Origin of the sequence: Streptomyces sp. NPDC056160 (assembly GCF_042268205.1) — a bacterium.
In the GTDB taxonomy this organism is placed as follows: domain Bacteria; phylum Actinomycetota; class Actinomycetes; order Streptomycetales; family Streptomycetaceae; genus Streptomyces.
Genome location: NZ_JBHJUW010000008.1, coordinates 24,172 through 44,615 on the forward strand (window position 1 = coordinate 24,172; position 20,444 = coordinate 44,615).

Here is a 20,444-nt window from a genome sequence, read left to right on the forward strand (position 1 = left end):
CGGACGTCGGCCGCTACTCCGCGGTTGCCGGGTGTTCCGCGCCGGCCGGCTCTTCCCGGGCCGCCGGGTCCAGCGCGTCGGCGGGGCGGTCCGGGGCCGCCGGGTGCGGCGCGGCGCCCGGCGGCTCCTCGCCCGCCCCCGCGAGGGTGCTCCACCGGATGCGGGTGGCGGCCAGGGAGACGATCAGGGCAGATACCGCCACCGCGGCCATGCCCGGCACGAGACCGGTCCAGCCCGCGATGAAGCCGATCAGGGCGGGCCCGATCAGGAGACCGGTGGTTCCCATGGCGGCCACCAGCGCCAGCGCGTCGGAACCGCGGGCCGCGGCGGCCACGTAGACGCACGGGGTGACGGCGGCGGCACCCAGGCCCACACAGGCGAACCCGAGCAGTGTCGGCACGACGCCCCCGGCCGCCAGGGCCAGTGCAAGTCCGACGCCCGCCACGGCGCTGCCGACGCGGACGACACGTCCGTCGCCCCAGCGGCTGCGCCAGCGGTCGGCGAAGACGCGGGCCAGCAGCATCATGACCGAGACGACGGCGATGCCCATGGGCGCGACGCTCGCCGACGCCTTGGCGATCTCCTTCATGTAGAGGGCGGACCAGTCGTTCATGGCGCCCTCGGTGATGGTGCCGAACACCATGGCGCAGCCCATCCACAGGGTCGCGCGCCCGGGCAGGGTCAGGCCCCTGCGGCGGCGGGCGTCCTTGTCCCCGGACTTGTCCCCGTCCTTGTCCCCGGACGGCGTCTCAGGCTCGTCCGGCGGGCTCTGCCCGGCCTCGTCGAGCAGGCCCCGGCGGGCGTAGGCGAGCAACAGCAGTAGCAGGACGACGGCCACGGCGAAGTGCGCCGTGACGGCGCCGGTCACGAGGTTGACCCCGGAGGCCAGCAGCGCGGCACCCAGCAGACCCGCGCTGAACGTCGCGTGCAGCTGGGACATCACGGTGCGCCGGTAGCGTTTCTCCAGCGCTGCTCCCTGGGCGTTCATGGCCACGTTCAGCGCGCCGACGGCCACACCGTCGCAGCAGATGATCAGCAGGGCCACCGGGTAGTCGGGCGCCTTCGACAGGGCCGCGAGGAGCAGCGCCAGGCACAGGCCCGAGAGCAGGGACAGCCGCCGTGAGCCCAGCCTCCGCATGAGGTGGGAGACGAGCGGGAAGGAGACCGCGGCCCCCACCCCGCAGGCCATCAGCAGCAGCCCCAGCTCCTGTTCGGACAGGTCCAGCCTGCTCTTGAGGGCCGGGAGCCGGGAGGTCCAGGTGGCGTACTGGAAGCCGAGGAAGCAGAACAGCGCCGCGACGGCCCACTTGGCGCGGTTCGACTCGTCACGGACGGGGTGCGCCGTCATCGGCCCGCCATCTTCCTGTTCGAGGGTCTGCCCGCGGGCAGCCTGGTTGACATGTACAGTGCATCGGGGCCGTAGCCGGGCGGGACCTCGACGTCAGGGCGGGGCCGGTAGCCCTGCCGGCGCCAGAAGCCCTCCAGGCCCGCGACCGCGACCAGTGACATCCGCTCGTAGCCCCGCTGCGCCGCGACGGCCGTGAGGTGGTCCACGAGCCGGCCGCCGAGGCCCCGGCCGCGGACTCGTTCGCCGACGACCAGGTCGTGCAGATGGAGGTTGCGGGTGCGGTGGGCGGCCTGCTCCGGCGCGCTCAGGTCAGGGAAGGCGGAGTCCGGGTAGGGCAGGGCGAGGACGTAGCCCGCGATCCGGTCGCCCAGGTCGAGGACGAAACACGTCTCGGGGGAGACCCTGCCCCGGGACTCCAGCGCGGCCTGCCCCTCGGTGAGGTCCGTCCCGGCGTACGCGGCCGCCTCCAGGGCGGCGACGGCGGGCCAGTCGGTGTCGGCGACGGCGCGTATGCGCGGCGGGTGTCCCACGTCAGCCCGCCCCTTTCACGGAGTCGGCCGCGGCGTCCGGCGCCGGCCGCGTCCAGGCACAGGGCAGCGGGCTGAACCCGTTGAACCCCTGGGTCATGTAACTGGTGGCGTAGGCGCCGGCGGACAGGATCCAGACCGGATCGCCCGAGGCCAGGTCCTCGGGCACCGGCGTGCGGTGGCCCTGCGCGCCGTAGGCGTCGTCGCTGTCACAGGTCGGGCCCGCCACCGACGGCCGGCACCCGGGGGCCGTCGTGACCGGGGAAGACCAGCCGGTGGCAGAGCTGGTCCATCTCGTAGAGCCCGTTGAACTTGCCGCAGCTGAGGTACAGCCAGCGCGCCAGGTCGCCGCCGGGCTGCCGTCGCGTGGTCAGGCGGTACACGTGCGCGCGGACGGCGCCGTGGTCGGCCACCAGGTGGCGGCCGGGTTCCATGACGAAATCGAGGGGCCGGGAGCCGACCTGCCGCAACTGGTCCATGCCGTCCCGGATGACGGCGAACATCTTGTCCAGCGGGGGGACGAGTTCACGGCCGTGCCGGTCCAGATAGCCCTGGGCGGGCAGTCCGCCCCCGAGGTTGACGTGGTCCGGCGCGATGCCCCGCCCGGCGAGCGCCGCGATCACCTCGGCGAGCGAGTCGAACGCGTCCCGCCAGGCCTCGGAGGTCATCTGCTGCGAACCGACGTGCACGGACAGGCCCGCGGGGACCAGCCCGGCGGCGCGCGCCGCCTCCAGCACCCGGACGGCGTCCTCGCCGGAGCAGCCGAACTTCCGGCTCAGCCCCCACAACGCGCCCTCCCCGCTGGTGGCGAGGCGGCAGAAGACGCGCGAGCCGGGCGCGTGCGCGGCGACGGCCGCCACGTCCTGCTCGCTGTCGGTGGCGAAGGTGCGTACGCCCAGGCGGTGGGCCTCGGCGATGCCCGCGTCGGACTTCACGGTGTTGCCGTAGTGGATCCGCTCCGCCGGGGCGCCCGCGGCCAGGGCCTGCGTGATCTCGGCGGGGCTCGCCGCGTCGAAGCCGGCGCCCTCGTCCACCAGGCACCGCAGCACCTCGTCGACCGGGCACGCCTTCATCGCGAACCGGACGCGGACACCGGGTAGTTCGTCCAGCAGGGCGCGGTACTGGTCCCTGATGCCGGCCAGATCGTAGACGAGGCGGTCCGTGTCCGCGGCGGCCAGTGCGCGGGCCAGCCGCGCCGGTACGTCCGTACTCACCCGCTCGTACTCCCGATCGTGTCGCCGCGGGCCGCGCGCACCAGCGCCGCCCACGAGTCGGTCAGCAGGGCGAACTCCTCGATGTCGCGCTCGGCCTCGTCCAGCAGCCGCTCGCGGTCCGCCTCCAGTGACTGGGCGAACGTCTCGTAGCGGCCGCCGAGTTTGCGGTAGGCGGTGTCGACACGGTCCAGGCGCCACCGGTTCTCCGCCCGGTCCGAGCCGGTGCTCGCGCGCAGATGAGCGGCGACGACGTCCGCCCGGACGTGCTGGTCGGCGTCCAGGAGGGACGGGCCGGCGGCGGCCATCCGGTCGTAGACGTCGTGGAAGTAGAGCATGGACAGGAGGAACTTCACGAACCGTCTCTGGTAGTCGTGGAAGCCCTCGTCCGTGCGCCGTTCCGGCGTGTAGAAGTTCTCGATGTGCCGGTTGTGGAGCACGCCCGGCAGGGTCGCGTCGTGCACCAGGTGGATGAGGAAGTAGTCGCTGCCGATGGTGCTGGTCGCCGGGGGCAGCGGCACCCGTTCGTACACCTCGCGGCTGAAGCTGATGTTGCACATGTCCACCCGCATGGGGTCGACGAGGGCCAGCGTCGAGCGGTCCGCGGTGAACGGGGCGGTCCCGGCCCCGCGGAAGGACTCCTCGACCAGCTCCCGCTTGCGTTCCCCGGACCAGTGCCCGGGCGCCCACAGGCTCACGACCTCCTGGTACACGGCCTCGTCCAGCTCGGCCATCTCCCCGATGTCCACGGACAGTTCACCGATGAAGGAGGCACCGGCCATCGACACGGGACGCCCGGCGTGAGCCGGGTCCAGGAGGGTCTCGGTCACGTCGTCCGACACCTGCGCGGCGGGCCGGCCGAGCGCGGGCACCTCGTGGTGGACGGGGAAGACGGGAGCACCGTCCAGCATCTGGTAGGCGCTGTCGGAGTCCCTGCGGTGCACCGAGCGGCAGCCGAGGGCGGCGGCGATCAGGAAGGCGCGGTTGGTGCAGGCCCCGTAGGAGACCTCGGCCGGCAGCATCAGGGACAGCAGCCGGTCGGGCTCGGCGAGAGCGGCCCGTCCGATCGCGCGCCGCAGGAAGGCACGCTGCCGCTCCTCGTCGAGGTGGTGCGCGACCACGCCCGGCACGGCGGGGAGCGCGGCCATGACCCGCGCGTGCTCGGCGCGGGTCCGCGCGTCGCTGGAGTCCAGGACGAGCAGGTGGACCTCGACCCCGAAGCGGCGCACCGCGTAGGCGGCCTCGTCGGCGACGGCCCTCAGGGTGGCCTGGCACGCCCGGTTCGTGGGCAGCGCCAGGCAGATGCGCTCGGGTGCGGCCGTCCGGGTCACGCGGCGCCCTCGCGTCCGCTCCAGGAGTCCAGTCCGAGCAGCCTGCGGCCCAGCGCGTCGAGGGTGGCGGGCCCGTACCGGTCGGCCTCGGGCCGCTCGGCGTCCCCCAGCAGCGTCGGGTTCCAGTCGGGCGTGCTCAGGGTGCGCCACGACTCCACGCGTGAGCGCCGCAGTTCCTCGTGCTCCTCCAGCGCGGGCATCATGGACAGGTACTGCGCGGCACGCACCCCCTGCTCGGAGACGTTGGGCGCCACGCCGTGGGCGAGCAGCCCGTTGAAGATGAGCAGGTCGCCGGCGCGGAGGTCGGGCCGCACCACCGGGAACTCGGTGCGGTCGACCGCCGGACGGATCGGGTCCCGGTCGCGCGGCTGGCCGATCCGCCACTCCTCGAACCGCTTGAACAGTTCGGGCGCGCACTGGAAGCCGCCGAGGGCGGGGTCGGTGTCGTTGAGCGCGAGGATGCCCTGCACCCGCTGCGGCAGCACACCGAGCGTGGTGTCGACGTCCCAGTGCAGCTCGATGTCGAAGCCCTCGTCGGTGGGCGCGATCAGGGAACGCGAACGGTTGCCCCGGTTGGGCGGGTTGAGGTTGAGCCGGTCGAGGGTGACCCACAGCTCCTCGCAGTCCCAGACGTCGACGAAGGCGTCGTAGACGCGCTGCGTCTGCCGGTTGTCCCACAGGAGCTGGTGGTGGTACGCCTCGACGAAGCCGTACACGTGCAGGTCGCGGTCCAGGTCCGAACGGAACTCGCGCTCCTGGTACCAGGTGTCGGGGCGGTCGGGGTCCAGGCCCTGGAACTCCCAGGCGAACTCCAGCAGGCTCTTCGCCGCGCCCGGTGAGACGGCGTCGCGCACGACGACGTACCCGTAGGTCTGCCAGAAGGCGAAGTCCTCCTCGGAGAGCACCCGCCGCGGCCGGGACTTCTCGATGTCCCGAAGCGGCGTGGAGGCGAGGTACGTCTCGCCGTCCGAACTGAAGTAGGGGCGGGCCGAGGGAGCGCGGTGCAGATAGGGGGTGGATGCCGGCATGGAATCTCTCCAGGGCGTGTGGTTCTTCAGGGGCCGAGCGGCCGGGGCCCAGCTCTGCGCGGTGATCGAACTGAGGCCCTCTCAAGTTGGACTAGACCACTTGTGCTGTCAACGCGAGTCTGCCGAAGCTGCCCGCAAGTGCCGCCGAAATGCCGGTCGTTGCGTGTGTACGGCCTGAGTCGGCGGGCATGGCGAAGGGCGGTACGGAGGTCCGTACCGCCCTTCGCGCCGGGCTGCCGGGGCGCTCGATGGCCAACCCCGGGTCCGTCGTCCGCGGCCCGCGTGCCCGCGGCGCCCGGCTTTCTCGTCAGCCCGCGAGGATGCGCTCCGCGGCGGCCACCCCGCACACGCGGGCCGCTCCGTGCGTGGCGATGTGCACGGCGCCGCGGGCGGGGGACTGGGGCACGCCCATCTCGACCACGATCGTGTCCGGCCGGGCGGCGAGCAGCACGTCCAGGCCCGCGCCCATCCACGCGTGGCGGTGCTCGTCGCGCACCACCGCGACGATCCGGCGCCCGTCCGCCGCCGCCAGGGCCGCGCTACCCGCGTCCGGGCCGGTGAAGGTGCCGGTCGTGGTGCCCGGCAGCAGCCGCTCCAGCGCGGCGCCGACGCCCCAGGGGGTCTCGTGCCCGACGGCGATGTTCGGCGCCGGGTTGAACGTGGCGACGTAGACGGGCGCGTCGACGGGGCGTGCCGTCCCCGTGCCGGTGACGGCCAGGGCGCGGCGGGCGGCGACGAGGCCCACCTCCGGGTCGGCCGGGACGTCCGCGTCCCGGCGCGCGCGGGCCGCCCACCGGGCCAGGCTCCGCACCCGGGCGGCGGCGTCCGCCAGCCGCTCCTCGGGGAGTTCGCCGGAGCGGACGGCGGCCACCAGGGCGTCGCGCATCTTCAGCACCGTGCCCTCGTCGCACAGCCCGCCGCCGACGCAGATGGCGTCGGCGCCCGCCTCGATGGCCAGCACGACCCCGTGCTCCAGACCGTACGTCCGCGAGATCGCCTGCATCTCGATGCCGTCGGTCACGATCAGGCCCTCGTAGCCCAGTTCGCCGCGCAGCAGCTCGGTGAGGATGCGCCGCGAGAGGGTTCCCGGCCGCTCCGGATCCAGTGCGGGGACCAGGATGTGGGCGCTCATCACCGCACGCGTACCGGCCTCGATGGCCGCCCGGAAGGGGACCAGTTCCCGCTTGTACAGCGTGTCCTCGTCGACGTCGATGCGCGGTATCGCGTGGTGCGAGTCGACGTTGGTGTCGCCGTGGCCGGGGAAGTGCTTGGTGCAGGCGGCGACACCGGCGGCCTGCATGCCCTCGACGTAGGCGGCCGTGTGCCGGGCCACGAGGTCGGTGTCCGCGCCGAAGGCCCGCACGCCGATGACCGGGTTCCCGGGGTCGGCGTTGACGTCGGCGGACGGCGCCCAGTTGAGGTTGACACCGCACTCGGCGAGGCGGCGGCCCAGCTCGCGGGCGACGCGCCGGGTGAGGTCCGGGTCGTCGACGGCCCCGAGCGCGTGGCTGCCGGGGAAGGCGGAACCCGTGCGGACGTCCAGCCGGGTCACGTCCCCGCTCTCCTCGTCGATCGCGACCAGGAGGTCGTCCTGCTCCGCGCGCAACCGGGCCGTCAGCTCGGCGACCTGCTCGAAAGAGGCGACGTTGCGGCCGAACAGGGCGACGGCGGCCAGCCCTTCGCCGATTCGGCGGTGCACCCACTCGGGCGCGGTGGTGCCGGCGAATCCCGGTTGCAGCACCGCGAGGGCGTCGCGGGCGAGGGACTCGTTGCCGGTGGCACTCATGGTCATCGGGGGCGTCATCCTTTCGCGGCGCCGTCGCTCGGACCGCGCGCACAGCCTTGCCTTGCGGGGTGAGGTGAAGGGCCGGGTGCGGAGCCCCGGACGAGGCGCGGCCCGGTCGCCGGCAGCCGCCCGGTGTGCACCGGGGGCCGTGCGCGCACGGCTTCGTCGCGGACGCGCGGCAGTCCCCCTCCTTCAGGTGATGGGCCGGCATACGCCCCCGGTGCCGGCCCACCGGCTCGCCGCGCGCCGCGAACCCGGGATCCGGCACCGATTGGTGTAGACCTTCACCGGGGAGCTTGGCCTAGACTTTTGCCCGACGTCAAGGCGGCCGCCCCGGCCGGTGCGGCCGTGCGCCCCGGCTGCCTTCCGGCGCTGCCCCTCGCGGCAGTGCGCGCCGCGGTGGGCGTCCTCGCGGCCGAAGCCCCGCGCGGGTGTGTCACAGGCGCGTCGCGGGAGCGCCGCCGCCTCATCTGGACTGGACCAATGGCGAGTTGAGGGCTATAACGGGAGGCCGGTGAGACGGCCGGGAAGGCAGGCCTTGACCATCGTTGTCAGCAGCGCCCGACACGAGCGGCCCGCCACGGGCCGCGGCGCGCGGGTGCCCAAGTACTACCGCGTCAAGCAGCACGTTCTGGAACTGACGGAGGCGCTGGTGCCCGGCTCCCGCATGCCCGCCGAGCGATTACTCGCCCTCCGGTTCGACACCTCGCGTACCACCGTCCGGCTGGCCCTCCAGGAACTCGCCAGTGAGGGCCGGCTCGACCGCGTACACGGGAAAGGCACGTTCGTGGCCCGTCCCAAACTCCGACGTACTCTCCGACTCACCTCCTGCACCGAGGAGTTGCGCGCCCAGGGCCTCAGACCCGCCACGCGGATCCTGGACATCGGCGAAAGGGATCCGGACGCCCGGCTCACCCGCCTGCTCGGGCTCGGCCCCGGCGAGCGCGTACTGCGCCTGGAACGGCTGCGGCTGGCCGACGGCGTGCCCACGGCGATCGAGACGACCCACCTGCCGGCCCACCGCTTCCCGGACCTGCACCGCTCCCTGGCCGCCCACGGCTCCCTGTACACCGCGCTCGCCAAGGACCACGGCGTGCGCCCCGCCGAGGCCGAGGAGACCATCGAGACCGCCGTCGCCACCCCGCGCGAGGCCGAACTCCTCGCCACCGACGTGGGGCTCCCCATGCTGCTGCTCAGCCGCCACTCCCACGACGACGACGGGCTCCCGCTGGAGTGGACCCGCTCCGTCCACCCCGGCTCCCGCCACACCTTCACGGTGCCCCTGACACGTCCCCGGCGGTGAACCACCCGCCGCGCCGGACCCACGTCCCCCCACTCCCGCCACCGTCCCCGACGCACAGCCCCGCCACATCGATCCAGGGATGTCATGACAAGCACGACGAGATGGGCATGACGTGACCGACACCACCGCACTGGAGGCCCTCGCGCAGACCCTGGTCCACGCGCGGGAAGCCGCCTGCCTCACCCAGGAGGACCTGGCCCGCCGGTCCGGACTGAGCGTACGGGCCATCCGCAACCTGGAGACCGGCCACACCGCCCGGCCCCGCACCCAGTCACTGCGGCTGCTCGCCCAGGCCCTCGGCCTGCAACCCGGCGACGTCGGGCGCCTGTTGCGCACCCCCCGCAGCGGACACCGCCCGGGACCACGGCCCACGGCCCTTCCCGCCTCGGCCTCCGTCTCCGTCTCCGTCTCCGCCGAACTCCCGGCGTCCCCCCGCCCCCGCCTCGCCGGCCGTCGGACGCTCCTGGACCAGATGGGCGCCCACCTCCGCGCGCAGGAACACCGTCCCGGCCACCAACGGCTCGCGGTGGTGGTGGGCCCGCCCGGCGCCGGGAAGACCTCGCTGATCCTGCGTGCCGCCCACACCGTGCGCGAACGCTTCCCCGACGGCCAGATCTTCGTGGACCTGCACCCCACGGCCTCCGCCCCGCTCACGCCCGAGCGGCTCGTCGGCCGCATCCTGCGCTCCCTCGGCGCCGCCTCCGACCCGGACGGGCCCGAAGAAGCCGGTGCCCGGCTGCGCGACCTGCTCAGCAGACGACGAGTCCTCGTCGTCCTCGACAACGCCGACACCGAAGCACAGGTGCGCCCCCTGCTCGTCGACGACGTGCGCAGCGCGGTGCTCGTCGCCGCCCGGCGCGAACTGCCGGCGCTACCCGGGCAGTTGCCGTACCGGATCGGTGCGCTCGACCGGCCCGACGCCCACCGGCTGCTGGACGACCTCGTCGGCGGCGCCCGCACCCGGGCGGAACGCTCGGCGGCCACCGACGTCGTGGAAGCCTGCGCGCGGCTGCCGCTGGCCCTGCACATCGCCGGGCTGTGGCTCACCACCCGCCCCCACCGGTCCCTGCGCGACCTGGCGCACCGCCTGGCCGACGAGGAACAACGCCTGCGCGTCCTGCGTGTCGGCGACCTGTCGCTGCAGGACAGCGTCGCCGCCCACTACCAAGGGCTCCCGCCGCAGATCACGGCCGCCCTGAACCGACTCGCGGCGCTGCGGGGCGACTTCGGCACCGAGGAGGTGACGGCCCGCGTCACGCCGTCGGAAGTACACGCGGCGGACCTCCTCGACGAACTGCTGCACCGGCAGGTCACCCACGTCAGCGGAACCGACGGTACGGGACGGGCCCGCTACCGCCTGCACGACGCCGTCCGCCTGTACACGGCCCACTGCCTCGCGGCCCCGCCCGGCAACCACGTCGGTCCCGTCCCCGTCGGCCTGCCCCGGCCGATGCTCACGCCGCGCCCAAGGGAGCAACGGCTGCGCGCCGCCACCTGACCGGGCGCGGCCACCGGCTGTCCGGACCGTCCGGGACACCGCCGCGCCCCGTGCGCGCGGCGTCCCGGGCTGCCGTCCGGCCGCCAGGGCGAACAGCGCTCCCTCCCGGCCGGCAGGCTCCTTCGGCCAGTTGACGTAATACGGCATCGCCACGGACCACCCGGGCCCTCCGTCATACTCGAGGCGTCAGCCCCCCACGAGGCCAAGGCCGCGCCGCATCCGATCCGGTGCCAAGGCCTCCGACACCCCCTGTGGAGCACATGATGCGCAAGCAGCTCGCGGCAGGTCTCGGCACGCTGGTGCTCACCGCCGCCACGCTTCTCGGCCAGGCCGGAGCCGCCGGAGCCCGGACCAAGGCCGCGGACCCCACCAGCCATTTCGACGTCCCCTACGGCAACACCTACACCAAAGGCACGCTGACCTGGCACAACCGGTCGGTCAGCATCTCCGGCGAACACAAGTCCGTGAGCTCGACGTCCTGTCGGACGACCTGGCTGACGACGTACAGCGGCACGAAGCCCCTCGCGGCCGACGGCTACCGCCCGTCCGTGTGCAACGCGTCCGCGAAGTTCGCCTTCTCCGTCGTGGCGGACGCCTCCGGCGGCGCCACCCGCGTCAAGGTCTGCCTCGACCACAAGGGCATCGAGGACCTGGCCTGCAAGTACTACAGGCACCCCTGACCGCTCCCGCGTCCCCCCATCCCCGCACCGCCCCTTGACCCGCCACCGGCACGCCCTGATATGGTCCATCCGATTCCCGGGGCCGCACTCGACGGCCCCCGGTCTCGGCCCGACCGAGCCGCCGCGGACTTCTCCGCCCCTCGCGTCCGACGAACCACCGCCCTCCTGAGCGTGTTCCTCGGCCCTCCGGCATCCGCGGCAGCAACCGGCCCCCCTCGCACGGACGGGCGGCCACGATCGGACACCCGCACAACACCCCACCGGCGACAGCCCGGTGGGGTTTCGCTGTTTCTCCAGCCGGTGCCGCCCTCCACAGCGCCGCCGGACGACCACCCCTGCGCCGCGCCCGGCCGCGGCCCACCCCTGTTGGGAGCCCGCCATGACGTCCACCTCACCGCAGCGACCACCCGGAGCATCTGTCCCGGACGGAACTCCGGCACCCGGCGCGGACAAGGAAATCGGTGACAGCGAACCGAAGGACCCGCCCATCCCGTTGCGCCGCCTCCCCGGCTTCCGCTGGTTCTGGATGTCGCGGGCGGCATCCGGACTCGGCTCCGCCGTGACCGCGGTGGCGCTGCCCGTCCTGACCTTCCAGGAGACCCGCTCGCCCCTGATGGTCTCCCTGGTCGCGGCGGCCGGCACCCTGCCCTACGTGGTCTTCGGGCTGATCGCCGGTGCCGTCGCCGACCGGATGGACCGGCGGCGCCTGATGATCGCCACCGACTGGCTCAACGCGGCCTGCCTCGCCTCCGTCCCGCTCGCCTCGGCCCTGGGCGTGCTGACGGGCGGGCACCTCGTCGCCGTCGCCCTCGCCTCGGCAGCGCTCGGGCTCTTCTTCGACGCGGGCGTGTACGGATTCGTCCCCGACATCGTCGGCAAGGACAACCTGGCCGGGGCCAACAGCGCCCTCTACGGCGCCGAGACCGTCGTACGGATCGCGGGCAACGCGCTGGCGGGCGGCCTGATCCTGCTCTTCAGGCCCGCCGGCACCCTGGCCCTGGACGCCCTGTCCTTCGCCGTGTCCGCGCTGCTCATCAGGGCCGTCGCGCGCACCGCCGGACGCCCCGGCGCACCGGCGGGGCACCGCCCGGCGTTCGGGGAGTCCGTCCGCGAGGGGCTCCGCTTCCTGCTCCGGCACCCCACACTGCGCGTGATGACCCTGGTCGGCACCCTCCAGTCGTTCTCCGGCGGGGCGATCGTCGGACAGCTCGCCGTGTTCGCCGACCGGGTGCTGGGCGTCCACGGTTCCGACGGGCGGATCGGGCTGCTCTACATGGCGTGGAGCGCCGGAGGCATCGGCGGGTCCGTGCTGCTGCCCCGGCTGCGGCGCCGCTTCGCGGCCTTCCCCCTGCTGCTCGGGGTCCTGCCGGTCGGGGCCGTGCTCGGCCTGGTCGTCGTCCGCACCTCCGACTGGCGGATCGCCCTCCTCGCGCTGGCCGCGTGGGGATCGGCGTACCTCGTGGTCCTGGTGAACACGATGACCTACTCCCAGGAAGTGACACCGGCCGAACTGCAGGGCCGTGTCAACACCACCCGCCGGATGCTCTCCTCCGGCCTGGGCGTCCCGCTCGGCGCGCTGGTGGCCGGGACGCTCACCGTCCGCGACGGCGTGCAGGCCGGGATGTCCACGGCCGTCGTGGCGATCGCCCTCGCCGCGGCCGTGGTCTGGGGCGTCCAGGTGCGCAGATGGGCGGGGACCAGGACACGGACGTAGCGGCGGCGTCCCCCGACTGTTCACGCGGGATCCGTCCCGCCGTGGCCCTGCCGCCCCGAACGGCCGCTTGACTCCTGGGTCGTTCACACGAACCGGAGGGCGAGATGGCACGAGAGTTCGGACGGCGCACGTTCCTCACCGCGGCCGGCGGAGCCGTCACCGCCGCCGCGGTCGGGACGCCCGCCCACGCCAGTGACGACGCCCGGGACGCGGGCACCGCGCACGACCTGGTGGACGTACAACTGCTCAACATCACCGATCTGCACGGTTACTTGCAGGCGGCGCCTGGCAGCACCGCCGTCATCACCGGAGCCGGCGGCAGGACGTACACCGTGGGCGGGGTCGGCTACCTCGCCGCGCACCTGAAGCGGTTGCGGGACGGCCGCCGCAACTCCCTCTTCTTCGCGCCCGGAGACCTCTTCTCCGGCTGGGAGTTCGATGCCGAGAGCCTGGCCGACGAGCCGACCGTCGAAGCCCTCAACCGGCTCGGCCTGGACTTCGCGACCGCGGGCAACCACGAGTTCGACAAGTCCCCGGCCTTCCTGACCGCGCACATGGAGAACGGCGTCCCCTTCCCGCGCGTCGGCGAGGACGACGCCTTCCCCGACTCCACCGGCCGGCGGTTCCGCGGCGCCGACTTCCGCTACTACAGCGCCAACATGGTGTGGTCGCGCACCGGCCGCACCGTACTGCCGCCGTACAACATCGAGTGGGTGGACGCCGGGGAGGGGCGCAGACTGCCGATCGGCTTCATCCACCTGACCGCCGTGGGCACCGACACCGGGTCCACCTCCTACCAGCCCGCACTCTCCTCGCTGGACGAGGTCACCACCGCCAACCGCCGTGCTGCCGAACTCAAGGCGCGCGGCGTCAACGCGATCGTGCTGAGCATGCACGACGGGGCGGTCGCCGGCAGCGACTTCACCACCGGCAGCAACCCCTCGGGCCCCGCCTACGACCTGGCGCTCAAGGTCTCCCCGGACATCGACGCCATCGTCACCGGCCACTGGCACTGCCGTTTCGCGATGATGGTCCCGGACCCGCAAGGAGTGCCCCGGCCGTTCGTCGAGGCGGGCTGCCACGGCCAGTTGGTCAACGAGATCAACCTCCGCCTCGACCCGCGCACCGGCAAGGTCGTCCGCGCCCTGACGACCACCACCAACCACCCCAACACCCGCGACGTCGCCCCGGATCGCGAGCTGCAGCAGGTGGCCGACTACTGGGAGGGCTACGCCGCCCGGCGCGCCCGCACCCCCATCGGCAGGCAGACCGCCTCCTTCACCCGGGTGCGCGACGACAGCGGCGAGAGCACCATGGGCGACCTGGCGGCCGACTGGGCGCTGTGGGCCGGCCGGCAGCCGCTCGGCCCGATGAACGACGGCAACGACCACCCGAACACCCCCGCCGAACTCGCCCTGATCGTCACGGCACCGCAGGTCGGCCAGAGCGTCATCAACCACGACCTCCCGCACGACACCGCATCCGGCGGGACCATCACCTTCGGGCAGGCCTGGAACGCCCTCGGCTACGGCGACCCGGTCCTGACGGTGACCGTCACCGGCCGTCAGCTCCACGACGCTCTGGAGCAGCAGTGGACCCACGCGGCCGACGGCAGCCTGCGGTTCGCGCCGCTGGCCGTGTCGCGCAACGTGCGCTACGCCTTCGACGCCACCGGCGCCGCCGGGGACCGCGTCGACCCGGCCGACGTCCTCGTCGACGGCCGCCGCCTGGACCTCTCCCGCCGTTACCGGCTGGCGGCGACCGCGTACACCCTGCTGGGCGCCGACGGGTTCACCGCGTTCGCGGGATTTCGGGACCCGGTCCGGCACGTGCGCGACTTCGAGAGCTTCGTGGCGTTCGTCCGGCGGCACAAGGTGATCGCTCCGGCCGCCCGTGACCGGGTGACGGTCCGCAACGCCGCCGCCCCCGCGGCCCGCCTCGGTGAGGTCAGCGTGCCTCGCGCGGCCCTCGGCGCCCAGGGGACGGCGGCCGGCTCGCGCACCGAGGCAGCGCAGCTCGCCCGCGCGGGAAACGCGGGGCGCGGGTTCCGCATCCCGTGCTGAGGAGCGGCCGCCTCCCGTGCTCCGGAGCGTGCGGCGCGCCACCACCGGGACCGCATGACGCAGGCCCCACCAGGACCGCATGACGCAGACCGCATGACACAGGGGGCAGTGCCGGGCGCACTGCCCCCTGCGTCATACGGTCCGCGGATCAGGCGACCGGCGCGGCGGCGGCGTCGGACTCCTCGGCGAGGCGCTCCATGCCGCTGGTGGTCTTCAGCGGCTTCTCCTTGAGGAAGACGACGGTGATCAGCGCCAGCAGCGCGCAGGGCGCGGCGACGAGGAACAGGTCGGCGGTGGCGACGCCGTAGGCGTGCTCGACGATGGAACGCATCGGGCCCGGCAGGGACTTCATGTCGGGCACCCCGCTCGTGCCGCCCTGGTGCCCGCCGGCGGCGGGCGTGACACCGGCCGCCTTCAGGCCCTTGGCCAGCTCCGTGGTGACCCGGTGCGCGAGGATCGCGCCGAGGACGCTGGTACCGACCGTGCCGCCCATGCTGCGGAAGAAGGACAGCACGGAGGTGGCGGCGCCGAGCTCGGCGGCCGGCACGTCGTTCTGTGCGGCCAGCACCAGGTTCTGCATCAGCATGCCGACGCCGATCCCCAGCACCGCCATGTAGAGGCTGAGCAGGGCGAAGGAGGTGTCGGCGTCGATGGTGGACAGCAGGGCAAGCCCGACGGTCATCGTGACCGCGCCCGCCACCAGGTACCGCTTCCACTTGCCGGTCTTGCTGATGACCTGGCCCGCCACGGTCGAGGAGACCAGCAGGCCGAGGATCATGGGCAGGCTCATCAGGCCGGCGACGGTCGGGGACTTGCCGAGCGACACCTGGAAGTACTGCGAGAGGAAGACCGTACCGCCGAACATGGCGACACCGACGAAGAGGCTCGCGACCGTCGTGAGCGTCACCGTCCTGTTGCGGAAGATGCTCAGCGGGATCACCGGCTCGGCGGTGCGCGCCTCGACGAGGACGGCGGCGACGAGCAGCAGCAGTCCGCCGCCCGTGAGGGCGGCCGTCTGCCAGGAGGCCCAGTCGAACTGGTTGCCCGCGAGGGAGACCCAGATGAGCAGGGCGCAGACGCCGCCCACGATGAGGAAGGCGCCCAGGAAGTCGATCTTCACCTCGCGCCGGACGGTGGGCAGGCTCAGCGTGCGCTGGAGCAGCGCGATGGCCAGCAGCGCGAACGGCACCCCGATGAAGAAGCACCAGCGCCAGCCCAGCCAGGACGTGTCGACCAGGACACCGCCGACCAGCGGTCCGGCCACCGTGCCGACCGCGAAGACGGCGCCGAACATGCCGGCGTACTTGCCCAGCCTGCGCGGCGGGATGACGGAGGCCATGACGACCTGGGCCAGTGCGGTCAGGCCGCCCGCGCCGATGCCCTGGACCACCCGGCTGAAGATCAGCAGGCCCACGCCGTGGGAGAAGCCGGCCAGCAGCGATCCCACGACGAACATGCTCAGCGACAGCTGGAGCAGCAGCTTCTTGTTGTACAGGTCCGACAGCTTGCCCCACAGCGGCACCGTCGCCGTCATCGACAGCAGTTCGGCGGTGACGACCCAGGTGTACGCGGACTGGCTGGCGCCGAGGTCGGCGATGATCGTGGGCAGGGCGTTGGAGACCACGGTGCCCGCCAGGATCGCCACGAACATGCCGGCCATCAGGCCGGACATGGCCTGGAGTATCTGACGGTTGGTCATGGCGGTGGGAGACGCCTCTTCAGGCGCCTGTAGTGAGGTCACGACAGCTCTTTCGACACAGGTGAACGTGGTGGACGGGTGATCCGCGCGGCGGCACGGAGAAAGTGGTGGGGGCAGTGAGGCGGTGGTGTGGCGGCAGTCCGGCAGGGGTGAGGGGGCGGGGCGGGACGCGGGCCGCGGAGACGGCTACGAAAGGGTCCCGGGCCCGGGTGGCGTCGGCAGTCCCGCGGCGAGCAGTTCGAAGACCTCGCGGAAGACGTCCGCGAACGCGGCCTCCTCCTGGCGTGAGCACCAGTGCTCGACGCTGACCCGCACGGCGGTGCTCGCGATGGCGGCCACCAGACGCGGATAGAGGCCGACCGTCCGGGGCGGCTCCCCGGTGTCCGGGGAGGGCCGGCCGGAGGAGCCGCCGGGGTCGGCGGTCAGGCGTTCGGCGATGGCCTCGGCCAGCCGGGTCTCGTCCGCCATGTGGGCGCCGAGGCTGCGGACGAGGAGGTGCGGCGCGGCGTGCAGCACGTCGGCCTGCAGGGTCCACAGCTCGTGCTGCTGCTCGACCCCCACCAGTTCGGCCGCCACGCCGTCGCGGACCGCCTCCAGCGGGGAGAGGCCGGCCGGTGCGGCGAGCACGGCGTGCCGGACCCGGGCGGCGGCGTCCGCGTCGAGGAGCAGGAAGGCGTCGTCCCGGGACTCGAAGTAGTTGAAGAACGTACGCACCGAGACGCCCGCCGCGGCGCTGATGGCTTCCACGGTGACCTTGTCCACCCCGTGCTCGGCGGCCAGGCGCACCGCGGCCTCGGTGAGAGCGGTGCGTGTCGCCCGCTTCTTCCGTTCCCGCAGCCCGCCCCGAGCGGTCTCTTCCTCCGTCACAATGTGCATGTTATGCAAAAGTGCAGAGCATGCAAAATGCGGCGCCCCAGCTGCATGGACCCGTACGTCGCGCACCCTTGACGCCGCCACGGCTTGTCCTTAACGTCATCTCTGCTTCCGCCGGACTTTCCGCGGAGCTTGGGCAGGCACAGACAAAGACCACCTGTCGGTGGCGTCGTCGTGCCTGCTTTTCGTGTGCCGCGTGCTGCCGGCGGGTCTTCCCCTAAGGCGGACTCATGGCACAACGTCCGGGCGTCGACGGCGTCGCCGACGTCGTGGCTCTCATCGACGGGCTGGGAAGGATCTCCGGCCGGGCGAGGGTCATCTGGTACCTGGTCTTCGGCGGACTCTTCCTCGACGCCTACTCCAATGCGGCGCTGAGCGCGGGACTCGGGCCGATGACGGCGCAGATGCAACTGAGCAGCACTCAGGTGTCGGTGCTCACCGCCACCGCGCCGGCGCTGGCGATCGTCTTCAACCCGCTCGGCGGCTGGCTCGCCACCCGTGTCGGACGCGTCCCCCCGCTCCTGCTGGCGAAGGTGTTCGCCCTGGCCGGAGCCCTGCTGGCGGCGTTCGCCGGCGGCTTCACCACCGTCTGGCTCGGCCGGGTCCTCGTCGGCGTCGCCTACGGCATCGACTTCGCCGTCGCGATGGCCCTGCTCGCCGAGTACACCCCGAGGAGACTCAGTGGCCGCCTCAACCTGTGGCAGGCCGTCTGGTACGTCGCGAGCACCGGCAACCTCGTGCTCGCCCTCGTCTTCTTCCACCTCGACGTCGGCTCGGACATCTGGCGCTGGTCCGTCGGCTCGGCCGGTGCGGTCGCCCTCGCCCTGCTCGTCGCGCAGGCCCTCATGCTCTCCGAGAGCCCGGCGTGGCTGGCCGGCAAGGGCCGGCTGGAGGACGCCGTGCGCAGCCTCGACCGCATCTACGGCCTGCACGCCGTCGCCGGCACCCCCGCCGTCTTTCCGCACCCAGGCGGGCAGCGCTCCGACGCCGGGAACGCGTCGTACGCCGGGCAGGGCTCCGACGCCGGGCTGCGCCAGGTGGGCGTCCTCTTCAAGGGTGCCTACCTGCCCCGGACCGTGCTGTCGTCGGTGATCTCGCTCGGCCAGTCCATGCAGTACTTCGCCGTCGGCTGGTACCTGCCCCTCATCAGCCTGACGATCTTCGGCGAGAGCTTCGAGAAGGCCACGGTGGGGTCGATGGTCTTCAACGCCTTCGGCATCGCCGGCGGCCTGGCCTCCGCCTGGTGCGGCCGCAGGCTCGGCCTCAGGCTCAGCTCGGCCGCCGGCTTCGCCGGGGTGTTCGTGGCGCTCGTCCTGATGGGCCTGACGTTCAACAAGGTGCCCACGGCCGTGGCGTTCCTCCTGCCGGTGCTCTTCATCCTGTGCCACTCGGCGGGTCCCGGCGCCAACGGCAAGTCGATCGCCGCCCTCTCCTACAGCAGCGACGTACGGGCCCTGGGCACCGGCGTCACCGGCATGGTCGGCAGCTTCGGCAGCGTCGTCGGACTGTACGTCTTCCCGCAGATCAAGGACTCACTGGGCCTCGGACACACCTTCCTCGTGCTGTCCGTGGTGCCGTTGCTCGGCCTGATCACCTGTCTGATGATCAAGTGGGACCCGATCAAGACCGGCGGGTCCGCCCAGGACGCGGGCACGGACGTGACCGGTCCCGCCGCCCCCGCGGCGGCCCCCGAGACCACCGCCACCACCAGCTGACCCGGCAGGACGCCGGACACCCACCGCCAGGCGCGGCGGGCCCGGCAGGACGGCCGGACAGCCCCACCGCCACGGCGCGGCGGGCCCGCACCCAGCACGAGGAAAGAGCCGCACAGATGCAGACGTCACCGCACCGCGTGTCCACGGGCCGCGCCGTGCTGGCCCTCGACGAGGGCACCACCGGCACCCGGGCCGGACTCGTCCTGGAGGACGGAGCCGCCCGCCACGTCCGCTACCGGGCCATCGAGGTCGACCACCCCGGCGACCTCCTGGTCGAACAGGACCCGATGGAGATCTGGGGCGCCACCCTCGACGTGGCCCGCCAGGCCCTCGGCCTCGCCCACCGCGACGGCATCACCGTCACCGCCGTCGCCCTCAGCACCCAGCGGGCCACGGCCGTGCTGTGGGACAGCGCCACCGGCCTGCCGCTGCTGCCCGCCGTCGTGTGGCAGGACCGCCGCCACGCCGCCGAACTCGCCGTCCGAGCGGCCGGCTGGGACGATCAGCTGATGCGCCGTCAAGGGCGCCCGGTGGGCTCGCGGTCCCCGTTCCTGTGGGCCGCCCGCCAGATCGCCGGCCACCGCGAGGTGGCCGCCGCGCACCGCGCCGGGCGCCTGCGGTTCGGAACCGTGGACACCTGGCTGATGTGGCACCTCACCGGCGGGTCCGTGCACGCCACCACGCCGACCAACGCCGCTTCCACCGGCGGCTACCTGCTCACCGAGCACGCCTGGGACGAGGAGTGGATCGACGCGCTCGGCTTCCCCCTCGACCTGCTGCCCCGACTGCTCGCCGACGATGCTGAGTTCGGCGCGAGCGACCCGTCCGTGCTGGGCGTCCGGGTGCCGGTGGCCGCCTCGATGGGCGACCAGCACGCCGCGCTCGTGGCCCTGGGCGGCCTGGCCGCCGGACAGGGCATGGGCATGTTCGGCACCGGGGCCTTCGTCGACGCGGCCACCGGCCCCGTGCCCGCGCTGCCCCGCCCCGGCATCGCCGGAGTCGTCGCCCAGCCGGGCCGCCGCCAGGGCGACACCACCCACTACAGCCTGGAGGCCTACACCTCCACGGTCGGCTCCGCCCTGCGCTGGCTCTGCGAGGACCTGCGCCTGTTCGCCTCACCCGGTGAACTGGGTGAGGCCGCCGCAAACGCCACGGGCCGGCCGGGCACGGGACCGCGTTTCGTGCCCGCCTTCGCCGGCGTCCGCACGCCCCGGTGGCGGCCGGGTGCCACCGCGGCGCTGACCGGCCTGACCCTGGCCACCACCCGCGCCGACCTGGCCCGCGCCGTCCTCGACGGCATCGCCCACTCCGTCTGCGACCTCGTCGACGGCGTCGCCGGCACCCTCGGCGCCCCGCTCAGCCGGCTGCGCGTGGGCGGCGGCGTCTCCGGCAGCGACCCCTTGATGCAGACCCAGGCCGACCTGACCGGCCTGGCCGTCGAACGCGTCGCCGACTCGGCCACCGCCAGCCTGCGCGGCACCGCCTACCTGGCCGGCGTCGCCCAGGGCCTGTGGACCTGCCTGGAGGAGGTCGTCGAGGCCCAGCCCCGCGGCCGGACCTTCGAACCGGCCCTCGGTGGCGCGGACCGCGCCGCGCTGCGCGCCGACTGGCGGTCCGTACTCGACCACCACCTCGACACACCCGGCCCCACCCCCCACTGACGGCACT

General features: G+C 73.4%; 14 protein-coding genes and 1 pseudogene. 7 read left to right on the forward strand and 8 right to left on the reverse strand.

Annotated elements, in window-relative coordinates; genetic code table 11:
• Positions 1-13: 13 nt before the first annotated feature.
• The 6 genes and pseudogenes from ACFC02_RS04600 to ACFC02_RS04625 form a co-directional block, all read right to left on the reverse strand.
• Complete coding sequence (locus tag ACFC02_RS04600) at positions 14-1,348, reverse strand: MFS transporter (RefSeq protein ID WP_376352094.1); 1,335 nt, start codon at positions 1,346-1,348, stop codon at positions 14-16.
• Complete coding sequence (locus ACFC02_RS04605; protein WP_376352097.1) at positions 1,345-1,878, reverse strand: GNAT family N-acetyltransferase; 534 nt, start codon at positions 1,876-1,878, stop codon at positions 1,345-1,347. The genes ACFC02_RS04600 and ACFC02_RS04605 overlap by 4 nt, the downstream gene beginning before the upstream one ends.
• Position 1,879: 1 nt before the next feature.
• Positions 1,880-3,089: pseudogene (locus tag ACFC02_RS04610) on the reverse strand (type III PLP-dependent enzyme).
• A complete protein-coding gene (locus ACFC02_RS04615) occupies positions 3,086-4,417 on the reverse strand; it encodes a DUF6271 family protein (protein ID WP_376352100.1) in 1,332 nt (443 codons plus the stop codon). The pseudogene ACFC02_RS04610 and the gene ACFC02_RS04615 overlap by 4 nt, the downstream one beginning before the upstream one ends.
• Positions 4,414-5,445 carry a phytanoyl-CoA dioxygenase family protein gene (locus tag ACFC02_RS04620; protein WP_376352103.1) on the reverse strand — a complete coding sequence of 344 codons (1,032 nt, stop codon included), beginning with the start codon at positions 5,443-5,445 and terminating at the stop codon, positions 4,414-4,416. The genes ACFC02_RS04615 and ACFC02_RS04620 overlap by 4 nt, the downstream gene beginning before the upstream one ends.
• A 307-nt stretch (positions 5,446-5,752) precedes the next feature.
• On the reverse strand, positions 5,753-7,237 hold the full coding sequence (locus tag ACFC02_RS04625) for a glycoside hydrolase family 3 protein (protein ID WP_376352106.1): 1,485 nt from the start codon (positions 7,235-7,237) through the stop codon (positions 5,753-5,755).
• Between the two features lie 532 nt (positions 7,238-7,769).
• Here ACFC02_RS04625 and ACFC02_RS04630 point away from each other — a divergent pair.
• The 5 genes from ACFC02_RS04630 (at position 7,770) to ACFC02_RS04650 (ending at position 14,489) form a co-directional block, all read left to right on the forward strand.
• Positions 7,770-8,534, forward strand: coding sequence for a GntR family transcriptional regulator (locus ACFC02_RS04630; protein ID WP_376352109.1), 765 nt, complete (start codon positions 7,770-7,772; stop codon positions 8,532-8,534).
• 112 nt (positions 8,535-8,646) lie between these two features.
• Positions 8,647-10,032, forward strand: coding sequence for an AAA family ATPase (locus ACFC02_RS04635; protein ID WP_376352112.1), 1,386 nt, complete (start codon positions 8,647-8,649; stop codon positions 10,030-10,032).
• A 263-nt stretch (positions 10,033-10,295) separates the two neighbouring features.
• On the forward strand, positions 10,296-10,712 hold the full coding sequence (locus ACFC02_RS04640; protein ID WP_376352115.1) for a hypothetical protein: 417 nt from the start codon (positions 10,296-10,298) through the stop codon (positions 10,710-10,712).
• 379 nt (positions 10,713-11,091) lie between these two features.
• Positions 11,092-12,426, forward strand: a complete 1,335-nt coding sequence (locus ACFC02_RS04645; protein WP_376352117.1) for an MFS transporter — start codon at positions 11,092-11,094, stop codon at positions 12,424-12,426.
• Between the two features lie 104 nt (positions 12,427-12,530).
• Positions 12,531-14,489, forward strand: coding sequence for a bifunctional metallophosphatase/5'-nucleotidase (locus ACFC02_RS04650; protein ID WP_376352120.1), 1,959 nt, complete (start codon positions 12,531-12,533; stop codon positions 14,487-14,489).
• A gap of 148 nt (positions 14,490-14,637) precedes the next feature.
• Here ACFC02_RS04650 and ACFC02_RS04655 read toward each other — a convergent pair whose 3' ends face one another.
• The gene (locus ACFC02_RS04655) at positions 14,638-16,188 is read right to left on the reverse strand and encodes an MDR family MFS transporter (protein ID WP_376352123.1); all 1,551 of its coding nucleotides are present in this window, start codon (positions 16,186-16,188) and stop codon (positions 14,638-14,640) included.
• Between the two features lie 186 nt (positions 16,189-16,374).
• Positions 16,375-17,064, reverse strand: coding sequence for a TetR/AcrR family transcriptional regulator (locus ACFC02_RS04660; RefSeq protein ID WP_376352126.1), 690 nt, complete (start codon positions 17,062-17,064; stop codon positions 16,375-16,377).
• A 227-nt stretch (positions 17,065-17,291) separates the two neighbouring features.
• Here ACFC02_RS04660 and ACFC02_RS04665 point away from each other — a divergent pair, with 227 nt between their 5' ends.
• Both ACFC02_RS04665 and ACFC02_RS04670 read left to right on the forward strand, forming a co-directional pair.
• Positions 17,292-18,776 carry an MFS transporter gene (locus ACFC02_RS04665; protein ID WP_376352129.1) on the forward strand — a complete coding sequence of 495 codons (1,485 nt, stop codon included), beginning with the start codon at positions 17,292-17,294 and terminating at the stop codon, positions 18,774-18,776.
• A gap of 116 nt (positions 18,777-18,892) precedes the next feature.
• Entirely contained in the window at positions 18,893-20,437 is a 1,545-nt protein-coding gene (locus tag ACFC02_RS04670; RefSeq protein ID WP_376352131.1) for an FGGY family carbohydrate kinase, read from the forward strand.
• Positions 20,438-20,444 lie beyond the last annotated feature (7 nt).

What these genes read in the sequence shown, in the direction of transcription:
- ACFC02_RS04660 (WP_376352126.1), bottom strand. Translation starts at nt 17,064, where the DNA reads ATGCACATTGTGACGGAGGAAGAGACCGCTCGGGGCGGGCTGCGGGAA.
- ACFC02_RS04640 (WP_376352115.1), top strand. Translation starts at nt 10,296, where the DNA reads ATGCGCAAGCAGCTCGCGGCAGGTCTCGGCACGCTGGTGCTCACCGCC.
- ACFC02_RS04600 (WP_376352094.1), bottom strand. Translation starts at nt 1,348, where the DNA reads ATGACGGCGCACCCCGTCCGTGACGAGTCGAACCGCGCCAAGTGGGCC.
- ACFC02_RS04665 (WP_376352129.1), top strand. Translation starts at nt 17,292, where the DNA reads ATGGCACAACGTCCGGGCGTCGACGGCGTCGCCGACGTCGTGGCTCTC.
- ACFC02_RS04620 (WP_376352103.1), bottom strand. Translation starts at nt 5,445, where the DNA reads ATGCCGGCATCCACCCCCTATCTGCACCGCGCTCCCTCGGCCCGCCCC.
- ACFC02_RS04625 (WP_376352106.1), bottom strand. Translation starts at nt 7,237, where the DNA reads ATGACCATGAGTGCCACCGGCAACGAGTCCCTCGCCCGCGACGCCCTC.
- ACFC02_RS04670 (WP_376352131.1), top strand. Translation starts at nt 18,893, where the DNA reads ATGCAGACGTCACCGCACCGCGTGTCCACGGGCCGCGCCGTGCTGGCC.
- ACFC02_RS04645 (WP_376352117.1), top strand. Translation starts at nt 11,092, where the DNA reads ATGACGTCCACCTCACCGCAGCGACCACCCGGAGCATCTGTCCCGGAC.
- ACFC02_RS04650 (WP_376352120.1), top strand. Translation starts at nt 12,531, where the DNA reads ATGGCACGAGAGTTCGGACGGCGCACGTTCCTCACCGCGGCCGGCGGA.
- ACFC02_RS04655 (WP_376352123.1), bottom strand. Translation starts at nt 16,188, where the DNA reads ATGACCAACCGTCAGATACTCCAGGCCATGTCCGGCCTGATGGCCGGC.